The organism is Mesorhizobium sp. C264A, from assembly GCF_040324515.1.
Lineage (GTDB): Bacteria > Pseudomonadota > Alphaproteobacteria > Rhizobiales > Rhizobiaceae > Mesorhizobium.
The window spans coordinates 2,515,210-2,536,499 of record NZ_JAMYVY010000001.1; the positions used below are offsets into that span (position 1 = coordinate 2,515,210).

Sequence of the window (21,290 nt, forward strand, 5' to 3'; positions counted from 1 at the left end):
GCCTGCATGCAGCTGACGCCATCGACGCCGCTTACGCTGGTCGGAATCCTGGCGTCCTTTCGACGTGCGTTTTCGGGCATCGTCCTGATGAGCGGGGTCGTCAACGTGCTGACCCTGACCGGTTCGTTCTTCATGTTGCAAGTCTATGACCGCGTCGTTCCGGGTCGCAGCGTGCCGACGCTGGTCGGCCTGGCGGTGCTTGCGGGAACATTGTTCGTGTTTCAGGGAGTGCTGGAGCTGATCCGCTCTCGCCTCATGGTGCGGCTGGGACAGGGGCTGGACGCAAAGCTGAGCCCGTCGGTCTATTCGGCGTTGATGCGCCTGCCGCTGCGCGCCAAGCCTTCCGGCGACGGGCTGCAACCCCTACGGGATCTCGATCAGGTCCGCTCCTTTATCGGCAGTGCCGGACCGACCGCTTTGTTCGACCTGCCATGGATGCCGCTCTATATCGGCATCTGTTTCATTTTTCATTTCTGGATCGGCGTTACCGCGCTTGCCGGCGCCGTTGTCCTGTTTGCATTGACGCTTCTGGCCGAATTCCGGACCCGCGGCCCGACAAGGATCGCCGGACAGCACGCAGCCGTCCGCAGCACGTTGGCCGAGGCGACAAGGCGCAATGCCGAAGCCATGCAGGCCATGGGTTTTGGCGGGCGTATCGCCGAGCGGTGGTCTGCCGTCAATGCCGAGTACCTGAACGCCCATGCGGCGGCCAGCGATGTCGCGGGAACGCTTGGCACGATTTCCAAGATCCTGCGATTGATGCTGCAATCGGCAATGCTGGCGATCGGCGCTTATCTGGTCATCAAGCAAGAGGCGACCGGCGGCATCATGATCGCAAGCTCGATCATGATGGGCAGGGCGCTGGCTCCGATCGAACTGGCGATAGCGCATTGGAAGGGTTTCATTTCGGCGCGGCAAAGCTGGGCACGCCTGAAGCAGCTTCTGTCCGCGCTGCCGGAAGGCGCAACCGGCGTGACCCTGCCCGCGCCTGTCAGCGCGCTGGCGGTCGAGAATGTCAGTGTCGCGCCGCCGGGCGAACGCACGCCGGTGGTGTGGGATGCAAGTTTTTCACTGGCCAGGGGAGCAGGCCTGGTGGTCATCGGCCCGAGTGCTTCCGGCAAATCATCGCTGGTGCGTACGCTTGCAGGTGTCTGGCTTCCGGCGCGCGGCGCCGTGCGGCTGGACGGCGCGACGCTTGACCAGTGGCCGGCCGACGAGCTGGGTAAACATATCGGCTATCTGCCGCAGGATGTGCAGTTGTTCGACGGCACGATTGCGCAGAACATCGCCCGCTTCGACCCGGATGCGTCGTCCGACATGGTGCTTGCGGCAGCCAAGGCCGCCGGCGTGCATGATCTCGTCGTGCATCTGGCCGACGGTTACGACACAAAGGTTGGCGAAGCCGGCGCCTCGCTCTCGGCGGGGCAACGCCAGCGTGTCGCCCTTGCCCGCTCTCTTTATGGCGATCCGTTCCTGGTCATCCTGGACGAGCCGAATTCCAATCTCGACTCAGAGGGTGAAGTGGCCTTGTCCGCCGCCATCCAGGGCATCAGGGACCGCGGCGGCATCGTTATCGTCGTCGCGCACCGGTCAAGTGTGCTGGCCAATGTCGACACCGTGCTGGTGATGGCCAATGGCCATGTGCAGGCCGTCGGTCCGAAGGATGAGGTGCTGAACAAGGTCTTCCGATCGGCGGCACCGCTCAAGGTCGTTGCCGCCACGGAGAGAGGCGTTCCTGCATGAGCGAGGACAGAAGCGCTTTGCATCATCGGCAGGTCCGCCGCTATCTCGTGGCTGGCGTTGCTACCTGTCTGCTGCTTGTCGGAGGTGTTGGCGGCCTGGCGGCGGTGACCAAGATGTCGGGTGCGGTGATCGCAGCTGGCCGGCTGGTGGTCGATTCCAATGTAAAGAAGGTTCAGCATCCGACGGGCGGCGTGGTCGGCGAGATCAGGGTGCGTGAAGGCGACCGGGTCAAGGCGGGCGATATTCTGGTGCGGCTGGATGAAACGACAACACGCGCCAATCTGGCGATCGTCTCAAAAGGTCTGGATGAGTTTTATGCACGGTTGGCGCGCCTGGAGGCGGAGCGTGACGGCAAGGACACGATCAGCTTTCCGGACGTTTTGACATCGCGGCGCGACGAAGCCGGTGTCGCCGCATCGATGGCCGGAGAACAATCGCTGTTCGATTTCCGGCACCAGGCGCGGTCTGGCCAGCGATCGCAATTGCGCGAACGGATCGCGCAGTTGAAGCAGGAGAGTGCCGGCCTGACCGAGCAGCTGCAGGCGAAACGCCGCGAGATCGAGCTGATCCAGATCGAGCTGGAAGGTGTGCGGTCGCTCTGGCATCGCAAGCTGATAGGAATCGACCGCATGACGTCGCTGGAACGGGACGCGGTGCGGCTCGAAGGCGAGCATGGCCAGTTGACCGCGGGAATTGCCCAGGTGAAAGGCAAGGCGTCCGAGATCGAACTGCAGATCATCCAGATCGACCAGGATCTTCGCAGCGAGGTCGCGACCGATTTACGCGATACCCAGGGAAAGATCTCCGAGTTCGTCGAACGCAAGGTAGCGGCCGAGGACCAGTTGAAGCGCATCGATCTGCGCAGCCCGCAGGATGGCGTGGTGCTGCAGTTGGCGGTGCATACGATCGGCGGGGTCATCACCCCCGGCGAACAGGTGATGCAGATCGTACCGGTGACGGACGACCTGACCGTTGAAGCGCATATCGCACCGCAGGATATCGACCAGGTGACGATGGGCCAGAATGCGATTTTGCGCCTGTCGGCGTTCAATCGGCAAACCACGCCGGAGCTGACCGGGACGCTGTCGCGGATCTCGGCCGATCTCACCGTCGAAGAGCGCACCGGAGCAGCCTTCTATGTGGCGCGGGTGACGCTGCCGAAAACGGAGGTCGCCAAGCTGCGCGGGCTGGCGCTGGCGCCGGGCATGCCGGCCGAGGTGTTCTTCCCGACGGGCGACCGGACGATGCTTTCCTATCTGGTGAAGCCGCTGTCGGATCAGATCCAGAAAGCTTTCCGGGAAGAGTGAAGCCGCACGTTTGAGAGCTGAAGCCTTGGGGACCGGCTGGTTGCCGGTCCCCAAGGGGTAGCCCCTACTCCGCCGCCTCGTAGCCGGCGATGCCCTTGATCTCGAGGAAATCCTCGAGGCCGTATTCGGCGTATTCGCGACCGTTGCCGGATTGCTTGTAGCCGCCGAAGGGCAGGCCGGCGTCCCATTGGGGATAGTTGATGTAGACGTTGCCGGTGCGCATGCGGGCGGCGACTTCGCGGGCCTTCTGAATGTCCTTGGCCTGAATGTAGGAGGCCAGGCCATAGACGGTGTCGTTGGCGGTGCCGATCGCCTCTTCCACTGTGTCGTAAGGCATGATCGCCAGCACCGGTCCGAAGATTTCCTCGCGTGCGATGCGCATGTCGGGCGTGACATCGCCGAACACGGTCGGGCGGACATAGTAGCCGCGGTTGAGTTCGGCCGGACGGCCGGGGCCACCGGCAACGAGCGTCGCGCCTTCATCTATGCCGGCCTGGATCAGGTCCTGGATCTTGTCGAACTGGATCTGGCTGACCACCGGGCCGAGCTTGGTACCGGCCGCATCGGCCGGGCCGACGGTCAATTTTTCGGCCGCCGTCTTGGCGTAGCCGGTCGCCTCATCATGGCGGTCGCGCGGCACGAACATGCGGGTTGGCGCGTTGCAGGACTGGCCTGAGTTGCTGAAGCAGCCGGCGACGCCCTTGCTCACCGCCTTTTCAAGATCGACATCGGGAAACAGGATGTTGGCCGACTTGCCGCCGAGTTCCTGATGCACGCGCTTGACCGTCTCGGCGGCCGCCTTGGCAACCAGGATGCCGGCGCGGGTCGAACCGGTGAACGACATCATGTCGACATCGGGATGGCTGGACAGCGCCTGGCCGACGCCCGGGCCGTCGCCATTGACGAGGTTGAAGGCGCCCTTGGGAACGCCGGCCTCGTCGATGATTTCGGCAAAGATGATGGCGTCGAGCGGCGCGATTTCCGAGGGCTTCAGCACCATGGTGCAGCCGGCGGCGAGCGCAGGACCGACCTTGCAGGTGATCTGGTTCAGCGGCCAGTTCCACGGCGTGATCAGGCCGACGACCCCGATCGGCTCCTTGACGATCAGCGACGAGCCCTTGACTTGGCGAAATTCGAACGACTTCAGCACCTCGGCCATCTTCCGCAGATGTGCCAGGCCGATGCCGACCTGGCTGTCGAGTGCCATCTGGCGCGGCGCGCCCATCTCGCGCGATACGGCCAGCGCCAGATCGGCGCTGCGCTTCTTGTAGACCTCGATTATGCGGTTGAGGATATCCAGGCGCTCCTCGACCGAAGTGAAGCCGAATGTCTCGAAGGCGCGCTTGGCGGCCGCAACCGCCTTGTCGACATCGGCCTTTGAGCCGAGCGAAATCTGCGCGAAAGCATCTTCGTTTGACGGGTCGATGACGTCGAGTGTGCTGGGCACGACAGGATCGACCCACACGCCGTCGATATAGAACTGCAGATCGTGTGACACGGGCTTCTCCTCGGGGGATTTCTGAATTGATGGGGGGCGATCGCCGGATCGTCGTATCGGTTCAGGAATAGCGATGGGGCAAGAGCGATGTCAAACGCAAGGGCGGGCGATTGAGCCTACGGCTACAGAAGCGTGTGCCCCGCCGCGACCAGAAGCCCCCTTGCCGCGGCTTCATCCTTGGCTTTGACGAGCAGATGGTCACCATCGAAGGTGGATACCAGAAAAATGCCGAGTTCGTTTTCCGACAATGGTTTTATCACCGACAGGACGATGCCTGTTTCGTCGAAGGCAAAGGGACCTTGGAGTTTCAGGGCGACCCAGTCCCTGTCATGCTTCACCCCGTCCGGCACCCGATCCTGCAGGCAGACAACCGAAAGCTCGTCGTCGGTCCTGGTAATGCTGACGAAGCCCGGCCCGTCCGCCCAGCCGGGAATGCTGTCTTTTGCTTCGAGGCGCGAAACGGCATACCGCCCCGAGAGCGGCTTCAACCGGACCCTGACTGCCAATCGATCCTCCCTGTTATCGGCCATTACCCCAGTTTCTTGCTCATATAGACCGTGATGCCGTTCATGAACGGCTCCTCCCGGTCGATCGTATAGCCATGCCGTTTGTACAACAACACATTGGCCATGAAGGCGCCATTGGTCAGCAGGCGCAGCTCGAAGCAACCGGCCTCCAGCGCCTTCTGCTCCGCCCGTTCCAGCAGCAGCCGGCCGATTCCCCTGCCCTGCGCCTCTGGTGCGACGCAGACATTCTCGATCCAGAGATGATCGTCGGCCGGCATGGTCTCGATCATGCCGACGATGCGGCCATTTTCGATGGCGAGATCGAACGGATGTTCGGCGACCGCCTTGTCATAGTCGGCGCGCATCGGCAGCGGCTCGCGGCCGATCAGAGGCACCCATTTGGCATAGGCGGCACGCACAATGTCCTTGATGGCAGCAGCGTCCGCCGGTTGGGCCGGCCGAAACAGGATGGAAGAATTGGACATGGCAAAGGCTCCAGACATGAAAACCCCGCCGGCAGACGTCGCGGGCGGGGCTGGAACGAACGAACCGGAATTTTATTGGGCCGGTCCTTTTCGTCGCGCAAACAGCTTGCCGCGCTGCGTGGTGCAGGAACGGCGTCGCTTGGCGATGGCGAACGAGAAAACGAACATGACGCCACGCTGGAGCAGGAAGCGCGGCGCTGTCAAGATTTTGGCGTTGGCCCAGCCTCCGAGTTGACCCGCGCGGCTAGAGCGGGCGGCGCCGGCAAGGCCATAAGTGTACTGCCAGGCAACGCCAGTCTTCACCTTGCGCGGTGGTTGCTCGCCTAAACTGCTGCGCCGTCGAGTAGGGCTCTCGTACGCGTACAAAAAAACAGCAACAGCTAATATTGTTGGACATTCAACCTACCATTGGTTCAAATTTCTATTTGATCTAATCTTGGCATCATAATATAAGCGGAGAAGCACTGGACGGGCTGACGGGGGGGGCGCCATGCATCGAGGGCTGGCAAAGCGTACAATCTCACGTTTGTTAGGCGCGATGACGGTCGTCTACGCGCTCGCGGGCACGACGTCAGCGCTCGGGCAGTCTTGTAGTCCCACACAGACAGCTCATGCTTTTAGCTTTACTGGCGGCGACCAGTCCATCTCGGTTCCTGGCAACACCCATTCCGCCACAGTATACCTCAAGGGAGCGCAAGGCGGGGTTGGCAAGAGCGGCGCCGGCACCATCGGGGGCAGCCCATTGAGCCCAGGCGGCGCCGGCGGGCTCGGCGGCCAGGTGAGCGGTTCCTTGACTGTCGCGCCGGGTGACATCCTTTCTGTCGGCGTTGGCGGCCGTGGCTCGCTCGCGGTCAATCCCGGTGGCGCGAGCGGTACTCCCGACGGCGGCAATGGTGGCGGGGCGACCGACCTGCGGCTGGGCGGAACCCGCCTGGCAATTGCTGGCGGCGGTGGCGGCGGTGGCAACGGGGGCTGGCACACTACAAATTCGATAGCTGGTGGCGCCGGTGGCAAGAGCGGGGGATCCGGCTCGGCAGGAACCGATGTTTCGGGCGGCCTTGGCCCCTTTGGCGGTGAAGGTGGCACTGTAGGTGCCGGTGGCGCGATCGGCGCTGGGTGCGATAGTTTTCCTGGCACGGCCGGTCAGACAAATGGCCAAGGCGGAACTGCACGAAATTTCTCAGGGTCTTTCCTGGGCGCCGGATATGCTGGTGGCGGCGGTGGCGGGGCTACTGTCGGCGGCGGTGGTGGCGGCGCAGGCGTCGGCACGACCTCGTGCCAGCAGAACTGGAACGGCGCCGGCGGCGGCGGCGGCGGCGGATCATCGGATGCCGGCTCGCTGCAATCGGCTGCGGTGGCGGATGGCGTCAATTCCGGCGATGGGTCCGCATTGATCTGTTTTGATGAGCCGCTCTATGTGATCAGTGGCACAGCGAGCGGTCAGACCGGGACGGTGAGTTTGAAATTGACATCAAGCTCGCCGGCAGGGACGCAAACCAGGGACGTGAATGTCGGCGATATCACCTTTGCCTTTGCGGATGGCCTGCTGACCGGCTCCAACTGGAGCGTTGAGGTTACTGCCAAGCCGGCCGACCAGACATGCACGGTCACGACGGCCTCGGGCACGGTGGCGGGAGCCGACGTGACCAATCTTGTCCTGTCCTGCACCACGGTCACGGTGGAGCTGTCGCCGGCAACATTGCCGAATGCGCATATTGGCACGCCGTACAGCCAGACCATCACGGCAAGCAGCCCCAATGGCGGCGCCGCACCCTATACCTTCACCGTGATTTCCGGCTCAGTGCCTCCCGGCCTCGCGCTCTCGCCTGGAGGTACGCTGGCTGGCACACCCACTGTCGCGGCCAATTACGATTTTACGGTGCGGGCCACGGACAGCAACGGCTTTACCGGCCAACGTGACTACACTGTGGTCGTCGAGATCCACTTGCCGTCGGCACAGGACCACACGCTGGACGTGATGGCCGGAACGACCGGGTCCCTCGACCTGACGCAAGGGGCTACGAATGGGCCGTTTACCAGCGCCACGATTGCCTCGCCGCCGCCGAGCGAAGCGGGCACGGCTTCCATTGTGCCCGATGGCGGCGCTTATATCCTGCAGTTTGCCGCGGCAGCCACCTTTGTCGGCACAACCAGCCTGACCTACACGCTCTCGAATGCCGACGGAACGTCACCTCCGGCAACCGTGACCATCAACGTCACGGCACGGCCCGACCCCTCCCGCGATCCGGAAGTGATCGGCCTGATTCGGGCACAGGTGGAGGCGGCAAAGCACTTCGCCGACATTCAGATCCAGGGATTTGGACAGAGGCTGGAACAGCTCCACAATGAGGGCGACCAGCGCCACAGTTCGATAGGCCTCAGCGTTGCCGTCCAGCAATCGTCGGACAATCCCGACGCATACGCTCAGCAGCAGAATGCGGCGAACGATCCGGCGCTCGCCGCAATCGCCACGGCATCGTCGCAGTCCACTTACGGAGCGCCCAATCCGGAGCGCATTCAGCCCAACGCCAACGCAAAGCAGGACAGGACTTCGACCGGCGCGTCGCCGATCAAGACCGGACAGTCTTCAACTGGCACGGACGTGGACACCCAGACGTCGTCACTGCCGGCCGAGAACCCATTTGGCGAACTGGCCTTCTGGAGCGGCGGCTACGTCAATTTCGGCACCGATGACGATGGAGCCATCAAGCTCGACCATACGCTGGTCGGCGTGAGCGTCGGTGCCGACTACCGCTTTTCCCCGACCTTCACCGCCGGTCTCGGGTTTGGCTATGGCCATGACGTCACCGACGTCGGGAGCAACGGCACCGAAAGCCGCGCCCATGCCATCTCGGTCGCCGCCTATAGCAGCTACCGCCCGGCGCCAAGTTTTTTTGTCGATGGCCTTGCCGGCTATGGCGCCCTCAATTTCGACAGTGAGCGCTATGTGACCGATACCGGCGATTTCGCGTCTGGAACGCGCGACGGAAGCCAGGTCTTCGGGTCGCTGACGGCGGGCTACGAATTTCGCCGGCCGGACTCTCTGATATCACCCTATGGACGTCTGTCGGGGTCCCACTCCACGCTTGACGGCTTCACCGAGACGGGTGGCGACATCTATAATCTGACCTTCGGCAAGCAGACCGTCGACACGCTGTCGGGCACCCTTGGCCTGCGCATCGAGAACAACATTCCTACCAGCTGGGGTCTGCTCACACCGCGCGCGCGCTTTGAGTATACGCACGACTTTGCCGGCTCCAGCCGCGTCAGCCTCGGCTATGCCGATATCGGCACCACGCCCTACGCGCTGGACGCAGATGCCTTTTCCAACGACTATTTGTCAATCGGGCTCGGCGTCGATGCGCAAATCGGCGGTATTGCCTTCGGGCTGAACTACAGCACCGCGGTCGGCAGCAACGGCGACAGCCAGGACCATACGATCGCCGCGCGAATTGGGATGAAATACTAGGGCATGATCCCAAAAAGTGGGGTTAGATCGTGAGGGAATTCATCATGATCTAGGGCGGCTCCAGGTTTCGCCCGGCCGCTCTTTCTCATTCTGACCTCGGCCGCCCTAAACGTTCACAAAAATCGATCATTTCAACAAAAACAATTCGTTGGAAAGATCGATTCTGGAATGACATTCTCCTGAGGTACTTGCGTGGAGAATTGCATTGTCTTCCGCCGCCCAGCTAGCGAACGATATTCCGATCAGCATGATTTCCGCCGATCTGGCCGTGGGCCGGAAGCGGCTCGGTTCCGTGTGGAATGGCGTCATCCCCGGGATCGTGCTGGTGGCGATGATCACGGGGGTGGCCTTCTCGGCCCATAATGTCTCCGGCTTCGCGCTGTTCAGCCCGATGATCCTCGCCGTCGTCGCCGGCATGATCTATTCCAACGTGCTCGGCACGCCCGCCCACGCCAAGGCCGGCATTGCATTCTCGCAGAAGCGCCTGCTGCGCTTTGCCATCGTGCTGCTCGGCTTTCAGCTGACGCTCGGCCAGGTTGTCTCCATCGGCGCCGGCGGCGTCGGCATCGTGGCGCTGACCCTTGGAGCGACCTTCGTCTTCACCATTACGCTTGGCCGGCTGATCGGCGTCGACGCCAAGCTGGCGCAGCTGATTGCCGCCGGCACCTCGATCTGCGGCGCTTCGGCGATCGTTGCCACCAACATCGTCACCGATGCGCGCGACGAGGACGTCACTTATGCCGTCGCCTCGATCACGCTGTTCGGCACCGTCGCCATGCTCGGCTTTCCGCTGCTGGCGCCGGTGCTCGGCCTCGACCAGCACGCATTCGGCCTGTGGGCCGGCGCCTCGATCCACGAGGTGGCACAGGTCATCGGCGCCGGCTTCCAGAACGGCGCCCAGTCCGGCGAGATCGCCACCGTCGCCAAGCTGACCCGCGTCGCCCTGCTGGCGCCGATGGTCATCGCGCTCGGCCTGATGGCGCGCCGCAAGAGCAATGGCGATCGCCCAAGCGACCAATCCGGTGCGCGGCCGCCGATGCCGTGGTTCGTCGCCGCTTTCATCGCCGTCGTGGCGCTGAACAGCCTGGTTGCCGTGCCGGCCGAAGTGAAGTCGGCCATGGCGTTCGCCACCACCATCATGCTGACCATGGGGCTCGCCGCCATGGGTCTGCAGGCCAACATTTCGCAGCTGCGCTCGCGCGGCCTTCGCCCGCTGGCGCTCGCCTCCTGCGCCTTCCTGTTCATCGGCTGCTTCAGCCTGATGCTGGTGAAGTTCGCTTAATCCTCGAACGAACTCGCCGCGACATAGATCGCGGCAAGCGCCTCGATGCCCGCCTGGTCGTCCTTGTCGAAGCGGCCGGGCGCCGGGCTGTCGAGGTCGATCAGGCCGAAGACGCCGTCATTGTCCCTCAGCAGCACGACGAGTTCCGAGCGCGAGTCGGCGTCGCAAGCGATGTGGCCGGCAAATTCATGCACATCCTTGACCAGCATCGACATTTCGAGATCGATGGCGGTGCCGCACACGCCCTTGCCGACGGCGATGCGCACGCAGGCCGGCTTGCCCTGGAACGGTCCGAGCACCAGCTCCTCGTCGGAGGCCAGGAAATAGAAGCCGGCCCAGTTGAGATCGGGCACCATCTGAAAGATCAGCGCCGATGTGTTGGCGGCGTTGGCGACGGAGTCGCTCTCGCCTTCCAGCAGCGCCTTCAACTGGGTGGCCAGTTCGCGGTAGAAGGCCGGCTTGTCGGTGCTGTCGATGGTCTGGGCCGCAAACATGGCGTCGTCTCCATTGCCGGCGGGCCAAAAAGCCCGTTACATTTCCTGTCTGCCACCAATGACGCTCCCAGGAAATACACAATTGTGAATACCGACCGTGCCAGCCAAACACACGACCGGGCGCAACCCGCAGCGAGCGAAGGTCCCCTCACCTTCGCTGTGCTGGTCTTTCCCGGCTTTCCGATGATGGCGTTCAGTTCGGTGATCGAGCCGCTGCGCGCCGCCAATGTGCTGGCCAAGCGCGATTGTTACCGCTGGGTGATCGTCGGCGCCGACCAGGGCACGGTCGAGGCGTCCAATGGGGTTGTCATACAACCGGGATTCTCAGCCTCGAGCGCACCGAAGGTCGACCGCATCGTCGTCTGCTCCGGCGGCAATGCGGACTTGCTTGTCGCGGACGATGCGGTTGCCTGGATCCGCAGGAGCCTGCGCGCCGGCGCCCATATCGGCGCGGTGGCCGACGCCGCCTTCTTCCTCGCCAGGGCCGGCTTGCTCGACGGCCATGCTTGCACCTTGCACTGGACCAGCCAGGCGGCCTTCACGGAGGCCTTCCCGGATATCGAGCTTCGGCGCGATCTCTATGTCATCGACCGCAAACGCTTCACCTCGGCCGGTGGCGTCGGCAGCCTCGACATGATGCTGGAGATCATCACCAACGATTATGGCGGCGAGCTCGCGGCGGGCGTTGCCGAATGGTTCGTGCACAGCCCCTTGCGTTCGAGCGTCGACCGCAAGCTGATGCCGCTCAGGCTGCGCACCGGCGTCCAGAACGAACTGGTGCTGTCGGCCATCGCCATCATGGAGGATGCGGTGGAAGAGCGGCTTGGCATGACGGAGCTGGCGGCAAGGCTCGGTGTCTCCTCCGACAAGCTGGAGCGCAATTTCCGCACCGAGCTCAGCATTTCGCCCAACGGCTATTACCGGCGCCTCAGGCTACGGCGCGCCGCCGACCTGTTGGCCCATTCGACGCTGATGGTGCGAGACGTGGCGCTGGCCTGCGGCTTCGCGTCCATGTCAAGTTTTGCCCGAGCGTTTCGCGAGGAGCATGGGCACGCGCCGAAGGCGATGCGGCGGCATTAGAGGGCGCTGCGCGCTAACGCGGTGAGATGCTGGCGGGACAGCGCCCCCCTCTGTCCTGCCGGACATCTCCCCCACACGGGGGGAGATCAGATGTCGCCTCGGCTTTCGCCAATCACCAACGTTGCAGGGCGAGCGGGACGCGAAAGCTGCTAATCTCCCTCCTTGTGGGGGAGATGTCCGGCAGGACAGAGGGGGCGCGAAGGATCGCAACATTGCCCTTTGTATCCATGCCCTTCTTGCGGCATTTCGCACGACATCTGCGGATTCTCGCACAGACATTTTTCGGCGCATGGCTATGGTCTAGCCCTTCAGGAGGCGCACCCATGAGCATCGTCGTTTTCGACCCGGACAGCACCGAGGATGTGGATTTCAAGGACCGCATGCGCCACCCGGTCGCGGCTGACTCGGGCGGTGGCATGTGGCTGTCGGACACCGAGCCGTCCTTCATCGATGCCGACGCGCTGCGCAAGGGTCGGCTGGCGAAACTGCGCGGCTGGATGCGCGAGGCGGGCTATGGGGGCGTCGTTTTGTTCGACCCCTACAACCAGCGCTATGCCACCGGCTCGCGCAACATGTTCGGCTATTTCCTGCGCAACTCGACGCGGTATTTCTTCATCCCGACCGACGGGCCGATCGTGCTGTTCGAATACCCGCAGAGCTACCATGTCTCGATGGTGCTCGACACGATCGACGAGGCGCGCCCGTCCAAGCTGGTATGGTCTTCGGTGTCGGGCCGCGACGACGAAACCGCCGGCCCCTTCGCCGACGAGATCGCCGAGCTTTTGAAGAAACATGGCGGCGGCTCGATGAAGCTCGGGCTCGACCGCTGCAGCCATTTGCAGGCGCTGGCGCTGGAAAAGCGCGGCTGCGACGTCAGGGATTGTCAGGGCGAAATCCTGGCGGTGCGCGCGGTGAAAACACCCGAGGAAGTCAAATGCCTGCAGGTATCGATGGCTGGCGCGGAAGCCGCTGTTTATGCCGTGCGCGAGGCGATCAAGCCCGGCGTCTCCGAAAACGAGCTGTTCGCCATCATGTATGGCGAGGTGATCCGCCAGGGCGGCGAGTTCATCGAGACGCGGTTGCTCACCTCGGGCCAGCGCACCAATCCGTGGTTCAACGAGGCCAGCGGCCGCAAAATCCGGCCGGGCGAGCTTCTGGCGCTCGATACCGACACGATCGGCTGCTATGGCTATTATTCCGATTTTTCGCGCACCTTCCGCTGCGGGCCGGGCAAGCCGACCGACTATCAGAAATCGCTTTACCGCATGGCGCACGACCAGGTTCAGCACAACATTTCGATCGTCAGGCCGGGCATGGCGTTTCGCGAAATCGCCGAAAAGGCGTGGAAAATCCCGGACCGTTTCGTCGACCAGCGCTATACCTCGGTGATGCACGGCGTCGGCATGCATGGCGAGACGCCGTTCATAGCGCACGCCATGGACTATGAAACCTACGGCCGCGACGGTGTTGTCGTGCCCGGCATGGTGGTGAGCGTGGAAAGCTATATCGGCGAGAAAGGCGGCCGCGAGGGCGTCAAGCTGGAGGACGAGATCCTGATCACCGACACCGGCACCGAACTTCTGTCGCGCTTTCCCTACGAGGATGAGTTTCTGGAGAAGCAGGTTTGATGGTCGTTTCGCATCCCTTGGCAACCAGCGCGAACGCCAATCCCGTCGTCATCCTAGGGCGAAGCAAGGAGCGCAGCGACGCGGCGCAGACCCTAGGATCCATGCCGGGACTCATCCGCGCCGCAACGGTGCAAGTTCTGCTCCGCTGCATTCCTTGGCCAATGTCACGGCATGGACTCCAGAGCGCCGCAACGGTGCAGATCCTGCACAGTTGCACTGCACGGTCGACGTCACGGAATGGATCCCAGGGTCTCCGCGACGCCGCTGCGCGGCTGCTTCGCCCTGGGATGACGAAGTTCGGAGGACGACGACCAATCTCCATCGCTTGCGCTGCCCTTGCGAGAAGAGCGGCGGCGTTGGTCGCGAACCAAGGCCTATCCGCATGAAAAGCCGCATCTCGATCAAACGCGGCACGGTCGCCGCGGCGTTCATCGACCTCCAGGAAGAGCATCGGCAGGACAAGCGCTATCTGGTCGAAGGTTTTGGCGAGGTGCTTGCCAATGTCCAGCGCCTGCAGGCGGCGGCGCGGCGCAACTTCGTGCCGCTCTATCACTGGGCCTATGTCGTCGATACCGCCAAGGCGCGTCGGTTCCATCCGCTCGACGCCGACGGCAAGTCCGCCTTTTCTGACAAGAGCGATCCTCTGACGGAAATCTGCCCGGAAGTGGCGCCCGCGGCCGGCGAGACGATGCTGGTCAAGACGCAGGCCAGCGCCTTCGGCGCCGGGCCTGCCGCAACCGAACTCAAGGCGCGCGGCATCGAATGGCTGATCGTCGCCGGCGTCTGGACCGAGGCCTGCATCGACGCCACCGTGAAGGACGCGGTGGCATCCGGCTTTCGTGTGCTTCTGGTCAAGGATGCATGCGGCAGCGGCAGTGCCGCCATGCACCAGACCGCCATCCTCAACCTTGCCAACCGGCTCTATGGCGGCGCCGTCACCAACACGATAGACGCGTGCCGGCTGATGGCGGGCGACACCGTCGATGCATGGCGGGTCGAGGGCTCGGTGCCGCTGCGCTTCACCTTTGAAAACGCCGAACGGCTCTACGGCGAGCTCTGAGAGATGGGCACAGTCCACAAGCTCAAGATGGCCAGGCGGGGGAAATACGCCACCCTGCTCGATCCGGCACTGTGGGGTTATATCGACCTGGTCAATGACTGGTTCCCACCCGAAATCGCCGAACTGCCGATCGCCGAGCAAAGGTCGGTCTATGATGCGATGTGCCGCGCCTTCCATCAGGGTTATCCCAAGGGGGTTTCGGCCAGCGACGGCATCATCGCCGCCGATGCAGGGCACGCCATCCCGATCCGCTACTATCGGATGGCGGGCAAGCCCGTGCGCGCCGTCATCCTTTACTATCATGGCGGCGGCTTTGTGCTTGGCGGGCTCGACAGCCATGACGACATCTGCGCCGAAATCTGCGCCGGCACCGGCTTCGACGTTGTCTCGGTTGGCTACCGGTTGGCGCCGGAACATCCCCACCCGGCCGCCTTCGACGACGCGCTGACCGTGTTCGAATGGGCGGCGGTGACAACGGACCTGCCGATCGTGCTCGTCGGCGAAAGCGCCGGCGGCAACCTTGCCGCCGCGGTCGCCCATGCGTCGCGCCGCCACCCGCGCCGCGCGGTTGGCCAGGTGCTGATCTATCCCGGCCTCGGCGGCGACGAGAGCGCCGGCTCCTATGTCGAACATGCCGAGGCACCGCTGCTGACGCTGCGCGACATCGCGTTCTACCGCACCATTCGCTCCGCACCGGCACAGTCGCCCGACGACCCGACTTTTTCGCCGCTGAGCGACAATGACTTCTCCGGCTTGCCGCCGACTGTCATCATCACCGCTCAATGCGATCCGCTGTCATCGGACGGCGAGACCTATCGCGACCGCATCGTTGCCGCAGGCGGCCGCGCCTGGTGGTATGAGGAGCCCCGCCTCGTGCACAGTTTTCTGCGTGCCCGCAAAAATGTTCCGCGCGCCGGCGAGGCGTTCGTGTGCACGCTTGCAGCCATCGCCGCCGTCGCAGTGCTCGGCAAGAACGATGAAGCGCTGATCTCCCCCCTCGTGGGGGAGATGGCCGGCAGGCCAGAGGGGGGCGCGAAGGATCGCGGCCCTTCAGTATCCTAAATCAACGCAACGATTATCTGTGAAGATACTCCAGTCGGCAGACGGGATGGCGGGACAGCGCCCCCCTCTGTCCTGCCGGACATCTCCCCCACAAGGGGGGAGATTGGCCGTCTACCTCTGCGGAGTGGCGCACAAGAATTGCGGAAAAGAGAACATTTCCCGGGGTCGGCCCGCTTTATCATCACCTGCTCAGGCAACGGCGCCCGATGATCGCATCCGCCCCAGCGGAGGCGGACCGTCGGGGCGCCCAACAAAAGAGGGAACGACGATGAAATTCATGCTGACCGACCGCAATTTGCACCCGCAGGCCAAACCCGTCGCCCAAGATTTCACAAAGGGCGGCGTCAACCGGCGCGAATATCTCGCCATCATGGCCGGCTTCGGCGTCAGCGCGGCCGGAGCACTGGCATTGGGCGGCCTCAGCGCGTCGCCCGCCCGGGCAGAGGAGCCGAAGCGCGGCGGCACCTTGCGCGTCGCCATGAACGTCAAGGGTTTCAAGGATCCGCGCACCTTCGACGGTGTCGAGATGTCCAATGTGGCGCGCCACTGCAACGAATATCTGGTGCGCTGGAACCGCGACTTCACCTTCGAGCCGTGGCTGCTCGAAAGCTGGGAAACCAGCGACGACGCCAGGACGCTGACGCTGCATGTGCGCAAGGGCATCGCCTGGTCGAATGGCGACGCCTTCAACGCCGACGATGTCATCCACAATCTCAACCGCTGGTGCGATGCTTCCATTGCCGGCAATTCGGTCGCCGCGCGCATGGGCGCGCTGGTCAATGCCGACACCAAGAAGCCGGTCGACGGCGGCATCGAGAAGGTCGACGACTTCACCGTAAAGCTCAATCTGCCGAAGCCCGACATTTCGCTGATCGCCGGCATGGCCGACTACCCCGCGCTGATCATGCACCGCTCCTATGAAGGCGGCGACGATCCGATGAAGGCACTGGCGATCACCACCGGACCCTGCGAGCTGGTCAGCTGGAATGCCGAGACAAGTGCTGAGGTCAAGCGCAAGGACAAGCCCTGGTGGAAGGGCGACTTCTACCTCGACGGCATCAAATGGGTCGATTACGGCTCCGACCCCAACGCCATGCTGTCGGCGTTTGAATCCGGCGAGATCGACACCGACCACGAGACCGCCTCCGACGCCGTGTCGCAGACCGAGCAGATGGGCCTGCAAAATTCCGAGATCGCCACCGGCTCGACCATCGTTGCCCGCTTCAATGTCGGCAACGCACCCTATGACGACGTCAAGGTGCGCCGCGCCGCCCAGCTTGCCGTCGACAATTCCGCCGTTCTAGCGCTCGGCCTCGGCGGGCGCGGCAAGCCGGCCGACAACCACCATGTCGGCCCGATGCATCCGGAATTTGCCGATATCGGCCCGGCCAAGCGCGACATGGATCAGGCCAAGAAACTGCTCACTGAAGCCGGCAAGGCCGACCACGAATTCGAGCTGATCTCGGTCGACATCGAATGGCAAAAGAGCACCGGCGACGCGATCGCCGCGCAGATGCGCGAGGCTGGCCTGAAGATCAAACGCACCGTGTTGCCGGCGGCGACCTTCTGGAACGACTGGAGCAAATACCCCTTCTCCACAACCGAATGGCTGGGCCGCCCGCTCGGCGTCCAGGTGCTGGCGCTCGCGTACAAATCGGGCGCCGCCTGGAACGAAAGCGCCTATGCCGACAAGGAATTCGACACGCTTCTCGACAAGGCGCTGGCAACGCCGGACGCCGCCCAGCGCAAGGAGATCATGGCCAAGATCGAACAGAATCTGCGCGATGCCGGCATCATCATCCAGCCCTACTGGCGCTCGGTCTACCGCACCTATCGCAAGGGCGTGCAAGGCTGCGAACAGCACCAGTCGCTGGAGCAGCACTTCGAGAAGGTGTGGCTGGAGGGCTGATTCAATTGGTGTCGCCCGGTCGGGGTAGATAAGACAGAATTAGAGCTAGGCGACGACTGGCCCAGCAGCTGGAACTACTCCTTCGTATGCTGTGCACCCTTCTATCTCGATCTTCCAGATGGCATTGGGGTTCGGATTTACGATGGCCGGAATGCGCCATCTGCTTGGAGCTATCTCATATCGGAAATGCTGATCGCCGCAGGTCACCTTGACCTCATACTGGGGTTTCGATGCAGAAACAGGTGATCTGAACTCGAAATGCAATTCCCCGTTTTCGGTATACAATTCACTGATAAACATACCACGACGAAAAAAGACTGATCCGCCTTTCTCTACCGCGAAATTGTAATTCCATGCTCCCGGTCCAAGCAGCCGCTTCAGATAGCGCTCTTCATGGATCGTCCTGCACACAACGTAATTCAGGGTTGCGAGACTCAGTCTTTGGGGGACGACAACCTCAGACATTCTCATATTGTGAATGTGTTGCATTTCGTCCTGAGAGACTGCTGAGTCATGATATATATGTTCAAATTTGAGTTGGTCAAATTGATTGTCTCCGTCTCTCGGTATCTGATTAGAATTAGCAAAGTTTCCGGCAACAAAACGGCTAGACGCTAGGGTGAGCACCGATTTTAGGTCAAACACTAACATCACAGGAATGCACATATGAGGATCCGCCCTATTGGGGTCACTCCGAGCCTTTATACCTTCGGTCTTTAAATGGAATCTGTTCTTGGGCCTGAAATATAACCGTACATAGTTATGAGCGGCTGGATTGTTGTTCAAAGCACCCTGATTGGCGACGTCACATAGCAAAGCGGGCACTCCATTGCGGCATATAATCTCGCCACCCCGCAAGATTTCTGCGGCAACTTCGATTTGGCATGCGTGATAGAGAGACCGACCCCAACCCGTCCTTGATGCAAAACGATCAAGGCGAGGTCCCAAGGTCGCGATATGCTGATCGGCCCTCGCTATTGAAATAGCCATCCTTGCGTCGGTTTCGCCACAGTGTAGGGAGTGTATTGATCGCGATCTAAGAAAAGCGCTTCTGCCCGAGATGCGGTTGAAGCACCTGTTCGAGACTTCACCGAACAGATATAAGGAAGCTCGGACAGGATCGGAAAAAGGTAACTCTTTAGGCGCTGTGATTTTGCGTCTGAGAAACTATCTATTGAGAGTATCCTCTCTCGCAGCCTGACCCATGAGGCTTGGAGCAACTCCCCATCAATTCGCTCTTTCTTCCCCGACTGATGCTCCACAACAAGAGAGTTGTCTGTTTGCATCTGCACCGTGAATTGAGACTCTTTGGAAGTTGCGAACACGTGACCTTTGGCAAGCTTCCTTAGATCCTCAGAGAACTCCGCAAAATCTTCCGGGATTCTTACTCGCTCTTTGTGCTCTGCTACAAAATCCGAAGGAACCTGTATGTCGTGGATGTAAACGGGGATACTTACTCGAGCCAGATAGCGTTCCATCAAAGGACGAACGTCTTCCCAATTCAAGTTGCCGTTGCCGCATCCCAGAGGCGGAAAAGAAACCGAGGTGATCCCTAAGTCCTTATAAGCCGCGACGAACTTCTGCAGACCGTGCTCGATGTACTCTATCTTCGATGGCAGTTTCCAAGTGGTTTTAGTTGGAAAATTCAACACCCACCGCGTGTCGGATCGCCACAGATGGAGATTGCCAATCCGAAGGGCGCGCGCCTCGCAAAGATCGCGATACTCCCGAAACATTCGCGGGTACCTGCTTTTGAACTCCCTGGCGATTCCCTTACCCATGACACCCACCGTGTTGACGGTGTTCACCAGCGTCTGCGCGGGAGATTCAAATACGCTGCTTTCAAGAAAAGTGATCATTCGCTTAGATGCCCCAAGGTCAGAACGAATGAGAACATATAGAGAACATTAAGCAAGGTTTCTAGCACGATTCTGCAGCGCTGTCGTTGGCGGCTCGGCATTCCGCCTGAGGTTATACACACTTCGACGTGTTGCACCTATCGGCGACTCGTCGGTGATATCCAGCATCAGCTAGTCCCATGGCACTTCAATGTGTGAGAAATGTACGCATGGATCATTTCGACCTCGGCACCTACCGCCGCCCCATCTCCACCTCTTCGGCTGAAACACAGCGCTGGTTCGATATCGGGCTGAACTGGTGCTACGGCTTCAACCATGAGGAAGGCATAAAGTGCTTCGAAAAGGCGCTGGAGACCGATCCTGATTGCGCCTTCGTGTATTGGGGCATCGCCTATGCCGCCGAGCCTTTTTACAACCTCACCTGGAAGGAGCACGGCAAGGACGAGGCTAACCGCGCCGCGCGACGCTGCTTTGATCATGTCCAGCTTGCGCGGGCTGGTTCTGCGGGCGCAAGCCCCGTCGAGCAGCGGCTGATCGAGGCGCTGGCCGCACGCTTCCAGCAGCCGCATGGCGTGACGCCGGCGGAATTCGAACAATGGGACAATGCTTACGCTGCCGCCGCGATGCGGTAGGTCTATTGTGACTTTCCCGACGACCATGACGTGATGGCTCTCACCGTCGAGGCGCTGATGATGCGCACCGTGCGGCGGCTGTGGGATTTGAAAACCGGCAAGCCGGCGCCGAACTAGATGTGCTGGAGGCGCTGGAGGTCTGCGAGCGATCGATCCGGCTGTCGGACGAAGCCGGCACTGCGCCGCATCCGGCGATCCTGCACCTGCATATCCATCTGCTCGAGATGTCGACGCAGCCGGAACGCGGCATGCGCTCGGCGGACCGGCTCGGCACCATGTGCCCCGATGCCGGCCACATGAACCATATGCCGGGCCATATCCATGTGCTGTGCGGCGAGTACGAGAAGGCAAAGCTGGCCAGCGAAAAGGCGGTGCGCGCCAACGACCTCTACCTCGCCTATGCCGGTGAGACGACCTACTATCTGCTCGGCTGCTGCCACGATTTGCATCTGATGATGTTCACCTGCATGTTCCTTGGCCAGTACCAGCCGGCACTGTGGGCGGCTGACAAGGTGCGCAGCCTGGTCACGCGCGACGTGGTCGCCATCCAGGACCGGCCAAAGCTGACGCAAACAGTGGAGGGCTATCATGCGATAAAATCGCATGTGCAGGTGCGCTTCGGCCGCTGGCAGGAGATCATCGATGAGCCGATGGTGGACGAGCCGGCACTTTATGTGCTGGCCGCCGCCATGCAGCACTACGCCAAGGGCGTCGCCCATGCGACGCTCAAGCAATTCGCGGCAGCCGAGCGTGAGCGCGAAAATTTCCGCAGGCATGTCGAGAGCATTGCGCCCGAGCGGCGCTTCCTCAGCAACCCGGCACGGGCCTCGCTAGCCGTCGGCGCCGCCTTGCTCGATGGCGAGTTGGCCTACCACCAGGGGCAGCATGACGACTCTTACGCCCATCTGCGCCAATCCGTCGAACTCGACGACAATCTGTCCTACACCGAGCCCTGGGCCTGGATGCACCGCCGCGCCATGCGCTGGCGGCACTGGTCCTCGACCAGGGCCACACTGACGAGGCCGAGCAGGTCTATCGCGACGACCTCGGCCTGAGCGGCAAGGTCCAGCGCTGCGCCCAGCACCCCGACAATGTCTGGTCGCTGCACGGGTTGGTGGAATGTCTGAAGCGGCGCGGCGAGAGCGTGGAACTGCCGGGGGTGCAGGAGAAGCTCGACGTAGCACTGGCCAAGGCTGATGTGGCGATCACGTCGTCATGCCTGTGCCGGACGAGCGTGCAATCGGAGCATAGCTACTGCCACTGAATCCGTGCGGCT

15 protein-coding genes and 1 pseudogene are annotated in these 21,290 nt (G+C 62.2%); 10 read left to right on the forward strand and 6 right to left on the reverse strand.

Annotation, left to right across the window (positions count from 1 at the left end):
- The first annotated feature begins 6 nt into the window (after positions 1-6).
- Together NKL04_RS12415 and NKL04_RS12420 are read left to right on the forward strand one after the other, a co-directional pair.
- Positions 7-1,743, forward strand: coding sequence for a type I secretion system permease/ATPase (locus tag NKL04_RS12415; RefSeq protein WP_023700597.1), 1,737 nt, complete (start codon positions 7-9; stop codon positions 1,741-1,743).
- A complete protein-coding gene (locus tag NKL04_RS12420) occupies positions 1,740-3,050 on the forward strand; it encodes an HlyD family type I secretion periplasmic adaptor subunit (RefSeq protein ID WP_023700598.1) in 1,311 nt (436 codons plus the stop codon). Before NKL04_RS12415 ends, NKL04_RS12420 begins: the two co-directional genes overlap by 4 nt.
- A 64-nt stretch (positions 3,051-3,114) precedes the next feature.
- On the opposite strand, the gene NKL04_RS12425 is transcribed toward NKL04_RS12420, so the two are convergent.
- The 3 genes from NKL04_RS12425 to NKL04_RS12435 all read right to left on the reverse strand — a co-directional run bounded on the left by NKL04_RS12425 (position 3,115) and on the right by NKL04_RS12435 (position 5,539).
- Positions 3,115-4,548: an aldehyde dehydrogenase family protein gene (locus NKL04_RS12425; protein ID WP_023700599.1), complete on the reverse strand. Its 1,434-nt coding sequence runs from the start codon at positions 4,546-4,548 to the stop codon at positions 3,115-3,117.
- A 122-nt stretch (positions 4,549-4,670) separates the two neighbouring features.
- Positions 4,671-5,054: an ACT domain-containing protein gene (locus NKL04_RS12430; protein ID WP_023700600.1), complete on the reverse strand. Its 384-nt coding sequence runs from the start codon at positions 5,052-5,054 to the stop codon at positions 4,671-4,673.
- A 23-nt stretch (positions 5,055-5,077) separates the two neighbouring features.
- Positions 5,078-5,539, reverse strand: coding sequence for a GNAT family N-acetyltransferase (locus NKL04_RS12435; RefSeq protein ID WP_023700601.1), 462 nt, complete (start codon positions 5,537-5,539; stop codon positions 5,078-5,080).
- 742 nt (positions 5,540-6,281) lie between these two features.
- On the opposite strand from NKL04_RS12435, the gene NKL04_RS12440 reads away from it, so the two are divergent.
- On the forward strand, positions 6,282-9,008 hold the full coding sequence (locus NKL04_RS12440; RefSeq protein WP_023831567.1) for an autotransporter domain-containing protein: 2,727 nt from the start codon (positions 6,282-6,284) through the stop codon (positions 9,006-9,008).
- Between the two features lie 247 nt (positions 9,009-9,255).
- Positions 9,256-10,290 carry a YeiH family protein gene (locus NKL04_RS12445; RefSeq protein WP_444848994.1) on the forward strand — a complete coding sequence of 345 codons (1,035 nt, stop codon included), beginning with the start codon at positions 9,256-9,258 and terminating at the stop codon, positions 10,288-10,290.
- Here the strand turns inward: NKL04_RS12445 and msrC are convergent.
- A complete protein-coding gene (gene msrC, locus NKL04_RS12450; RefSeq protein WP_023698045.1) occupies positions 10,287-10,784 on the reverse strand; it encodes a free L-methionine (R)-S-oxide reductase MsrC in 498 nt (165 codons plus the stop codon). The two genes, NKL04_RS12445 and msrC, sit on opposite strands and share 4 nt — an antisense overlap.
- Before the next feature lie 183 nt (positions 10,785-10,967).
- Here msrC and NKL04_RS12455 point away from each other — a divergent pair, with 183 nt between their 5' ends.
- The 5 genes from NKL04_RS12455 (at position 10,968) to NKL04_RS12475 (ending at position 17,523) form a co-directional block, all read left to right on the forward strand.
- The gene (locus NKL04_RS12455; protein ID WP_352519331.1) at positions 10,968-11,864 is read left to right on the forward strand and encodes a GlxA family transcriptional regulator; all 897 of its coding nucleotides are present in this window, start codon (positions 10,968-10,970) and stop codon (positions 11,862-11,864) included.
- A 323-nt stretch (positions 11,865-12,187) separates the two neighbouring features.
- A complete protein-coding gene (locus NKL04_RS12460) occupies positions 12,188-13,492 on the forward strand; it encodes a M24 family metallopeptidase (RefSeq protein ID WP_023702277.1) in 1,305 nt (434 codons plus the stop codon).
- A 382-nt stretch (positions 13,493-13,874) separates the two neighbouring features.
- On the forward strand, positions 13,875-14,552 hold the full coding sequence (locus NKL04_RS12465) for an isochorismatase family protein (RefSeq protein WP_023698043.1): 678 nt from the start codon (positions 13,875-13,877) through the stop codon (positions 14,550-14,552).
- A 3-nt stretch (positions 14,553-14,555) separates the two neighbouring features.
- Positions 14,556-15,614, forward strand: coding sequence for an alpha/beta hydrolase (locus tag NKL04_RS12470; protein WP_023702279.1), 1,059 nt, complete (start codon positions 14,556-14,558; stop codon positions 15,612-15,614).
- Between the two features lie 268 nt (positions 15,615-15,882).
- Positions 15,883-17,523: an ABC transporter substrate-binding protein gene (locus NKL04_RS12475; protein WP_023715258.1), complete on the forward strand. Its 1,641-nt coding sequence runs from the start codon at positions 15,883-15,885 to the stop codon at positions 17,521-17,523.
- Positions 17,524-17,568: 45 nt separating this feature from the next.
- On the opposite strand, the gene NKL04_RS12480 is transcribed toward NKL04_RS12475, so the two are convergent.
- Positions 17,569-18,513 carry a DarT ssDNA thymidine ADP-ribosyltransferase family protein gene (locus NKL04_RS12480; protein ID WP_084567151.1) on the reverse strand — a complete coding sequence of 315 codons (945 nt, stop codon included), beginning with the start codon at positions 18,511-18,513 and terminating at the stop codon, positions 17,569-17,571.
- Positions 18,498-19,382, reverse strand: coding sequence for a macro domain-containing protein (locus NKL04_RS12485; RefSeq protein WP_023702282.1), 885 nt, complete (start codon positions 19,380-19,382; stop codon positions 18,498-18,500). The genes NKL04_RS12480 and NKL04_RS12485 overlap by 16 nt, the downstream gene beginning before the upstream one ends.
- 209 nt (positions 19,383-19,591) lie before the next feature.
- Here NKL04_RS12485 and NKL04_RS12490 point away from each other — a divergent pair.
- Positions 19,592-21,278, forward strand: a pseudogene (locus NKL04_RS12490) (hypothetical protein).
- Positions 21,279-21,290 lie beyond the last annotated feature (12 nt).

Excerpts from the sequence above, each read along its gene's own strand:
- NKL04_RS12465 (WP_023698043.1), top strand. The coding sequence starts at position 13,875 with ATGAAAAGCCGCATCTCGATCAAACGCGGCACGGTCGCCGCGGCGTTC.
- NKL04_RS12470 (WP_023702279.1), top strand. The coding sequence starts at position 14,556 with ATGGGCACAGTCCACAAGCTCAAGATGGCCAGGCGGGGGAAATACGCC.
- msrC (WP_023698045.1), bottom strand. The coding sequence starts at position 10,784 with ATGTTTGCGGCCCAGACCATCGACAGCACCGACAAGCCGGCCTTCTAC.
- NKL04_RS12485 (WP_023702282.1), bottom strand. The coding sequence starts at position 19,382 with ATGATCACTTTTCTTGAAAGCAGCGTATTTGAATCTCCCGCGCAGACG.
- NKL04_RS12435 (WP_023700601.1), bottom strand. The coding sequence starts at position 5,539 with ATGTCCAATTCTTCCATCCTGTTTCGGCCGGCCCAACCGGCGGACGCT.
- NKL04_RS12460 (WP_023702277.1), top strand. The coding sequence starts at position 12,188 with ATGAGCATCGTCGTTTTCGACCCGGACAGCACCGAGGATGTGGATTTC.
- NKL04_RS12415 (WP_023700597.1), top strand. The coding sequence starts at position 7 with ATGCAGCTGACGCCATCGACGCCGCTTACGCTGGTCGGAATCCTGGCG.
- NKL04_RS12420 (WP_023700598.1), top strand. The coding sequence starts at position 1,740 with ATGAGCGAGGACAGAAGCGCTTTGCATCATCGGCAGGTCCGCCGCTAT.
- NKL04_RS12475 (WP_023715258.1), top strand. The coding sequence starts at position 15,883 with ATGAAATTCATGCTGACCGACCGCAATTTGCACCCGCAGGCCAAACCC.
- NKL04_RS12445 (WP_444848994.1), top strand. The coding sequence starts at position 9,256 with ATGATTTCCGCCGATCTGGCCGTGGGCCGGAAGCGGCTCGGTTCCGTG.
- NKL04_RS12455 (WP_352519331.1), top strand. The coding sequence starts at position 10,968 with ATGATGGCGTTCAGTTCGGTGATCGAGCCGCTGCGCGCCGCCAATGTG.
- NKL04_RS12480 (WP_084567151.1), bottom strand. The coding sequence starts at position 18,513 with ATGGCTATTTCAATAGCGAGGGCCGATCAGCATATCGCGACCTTGGGA.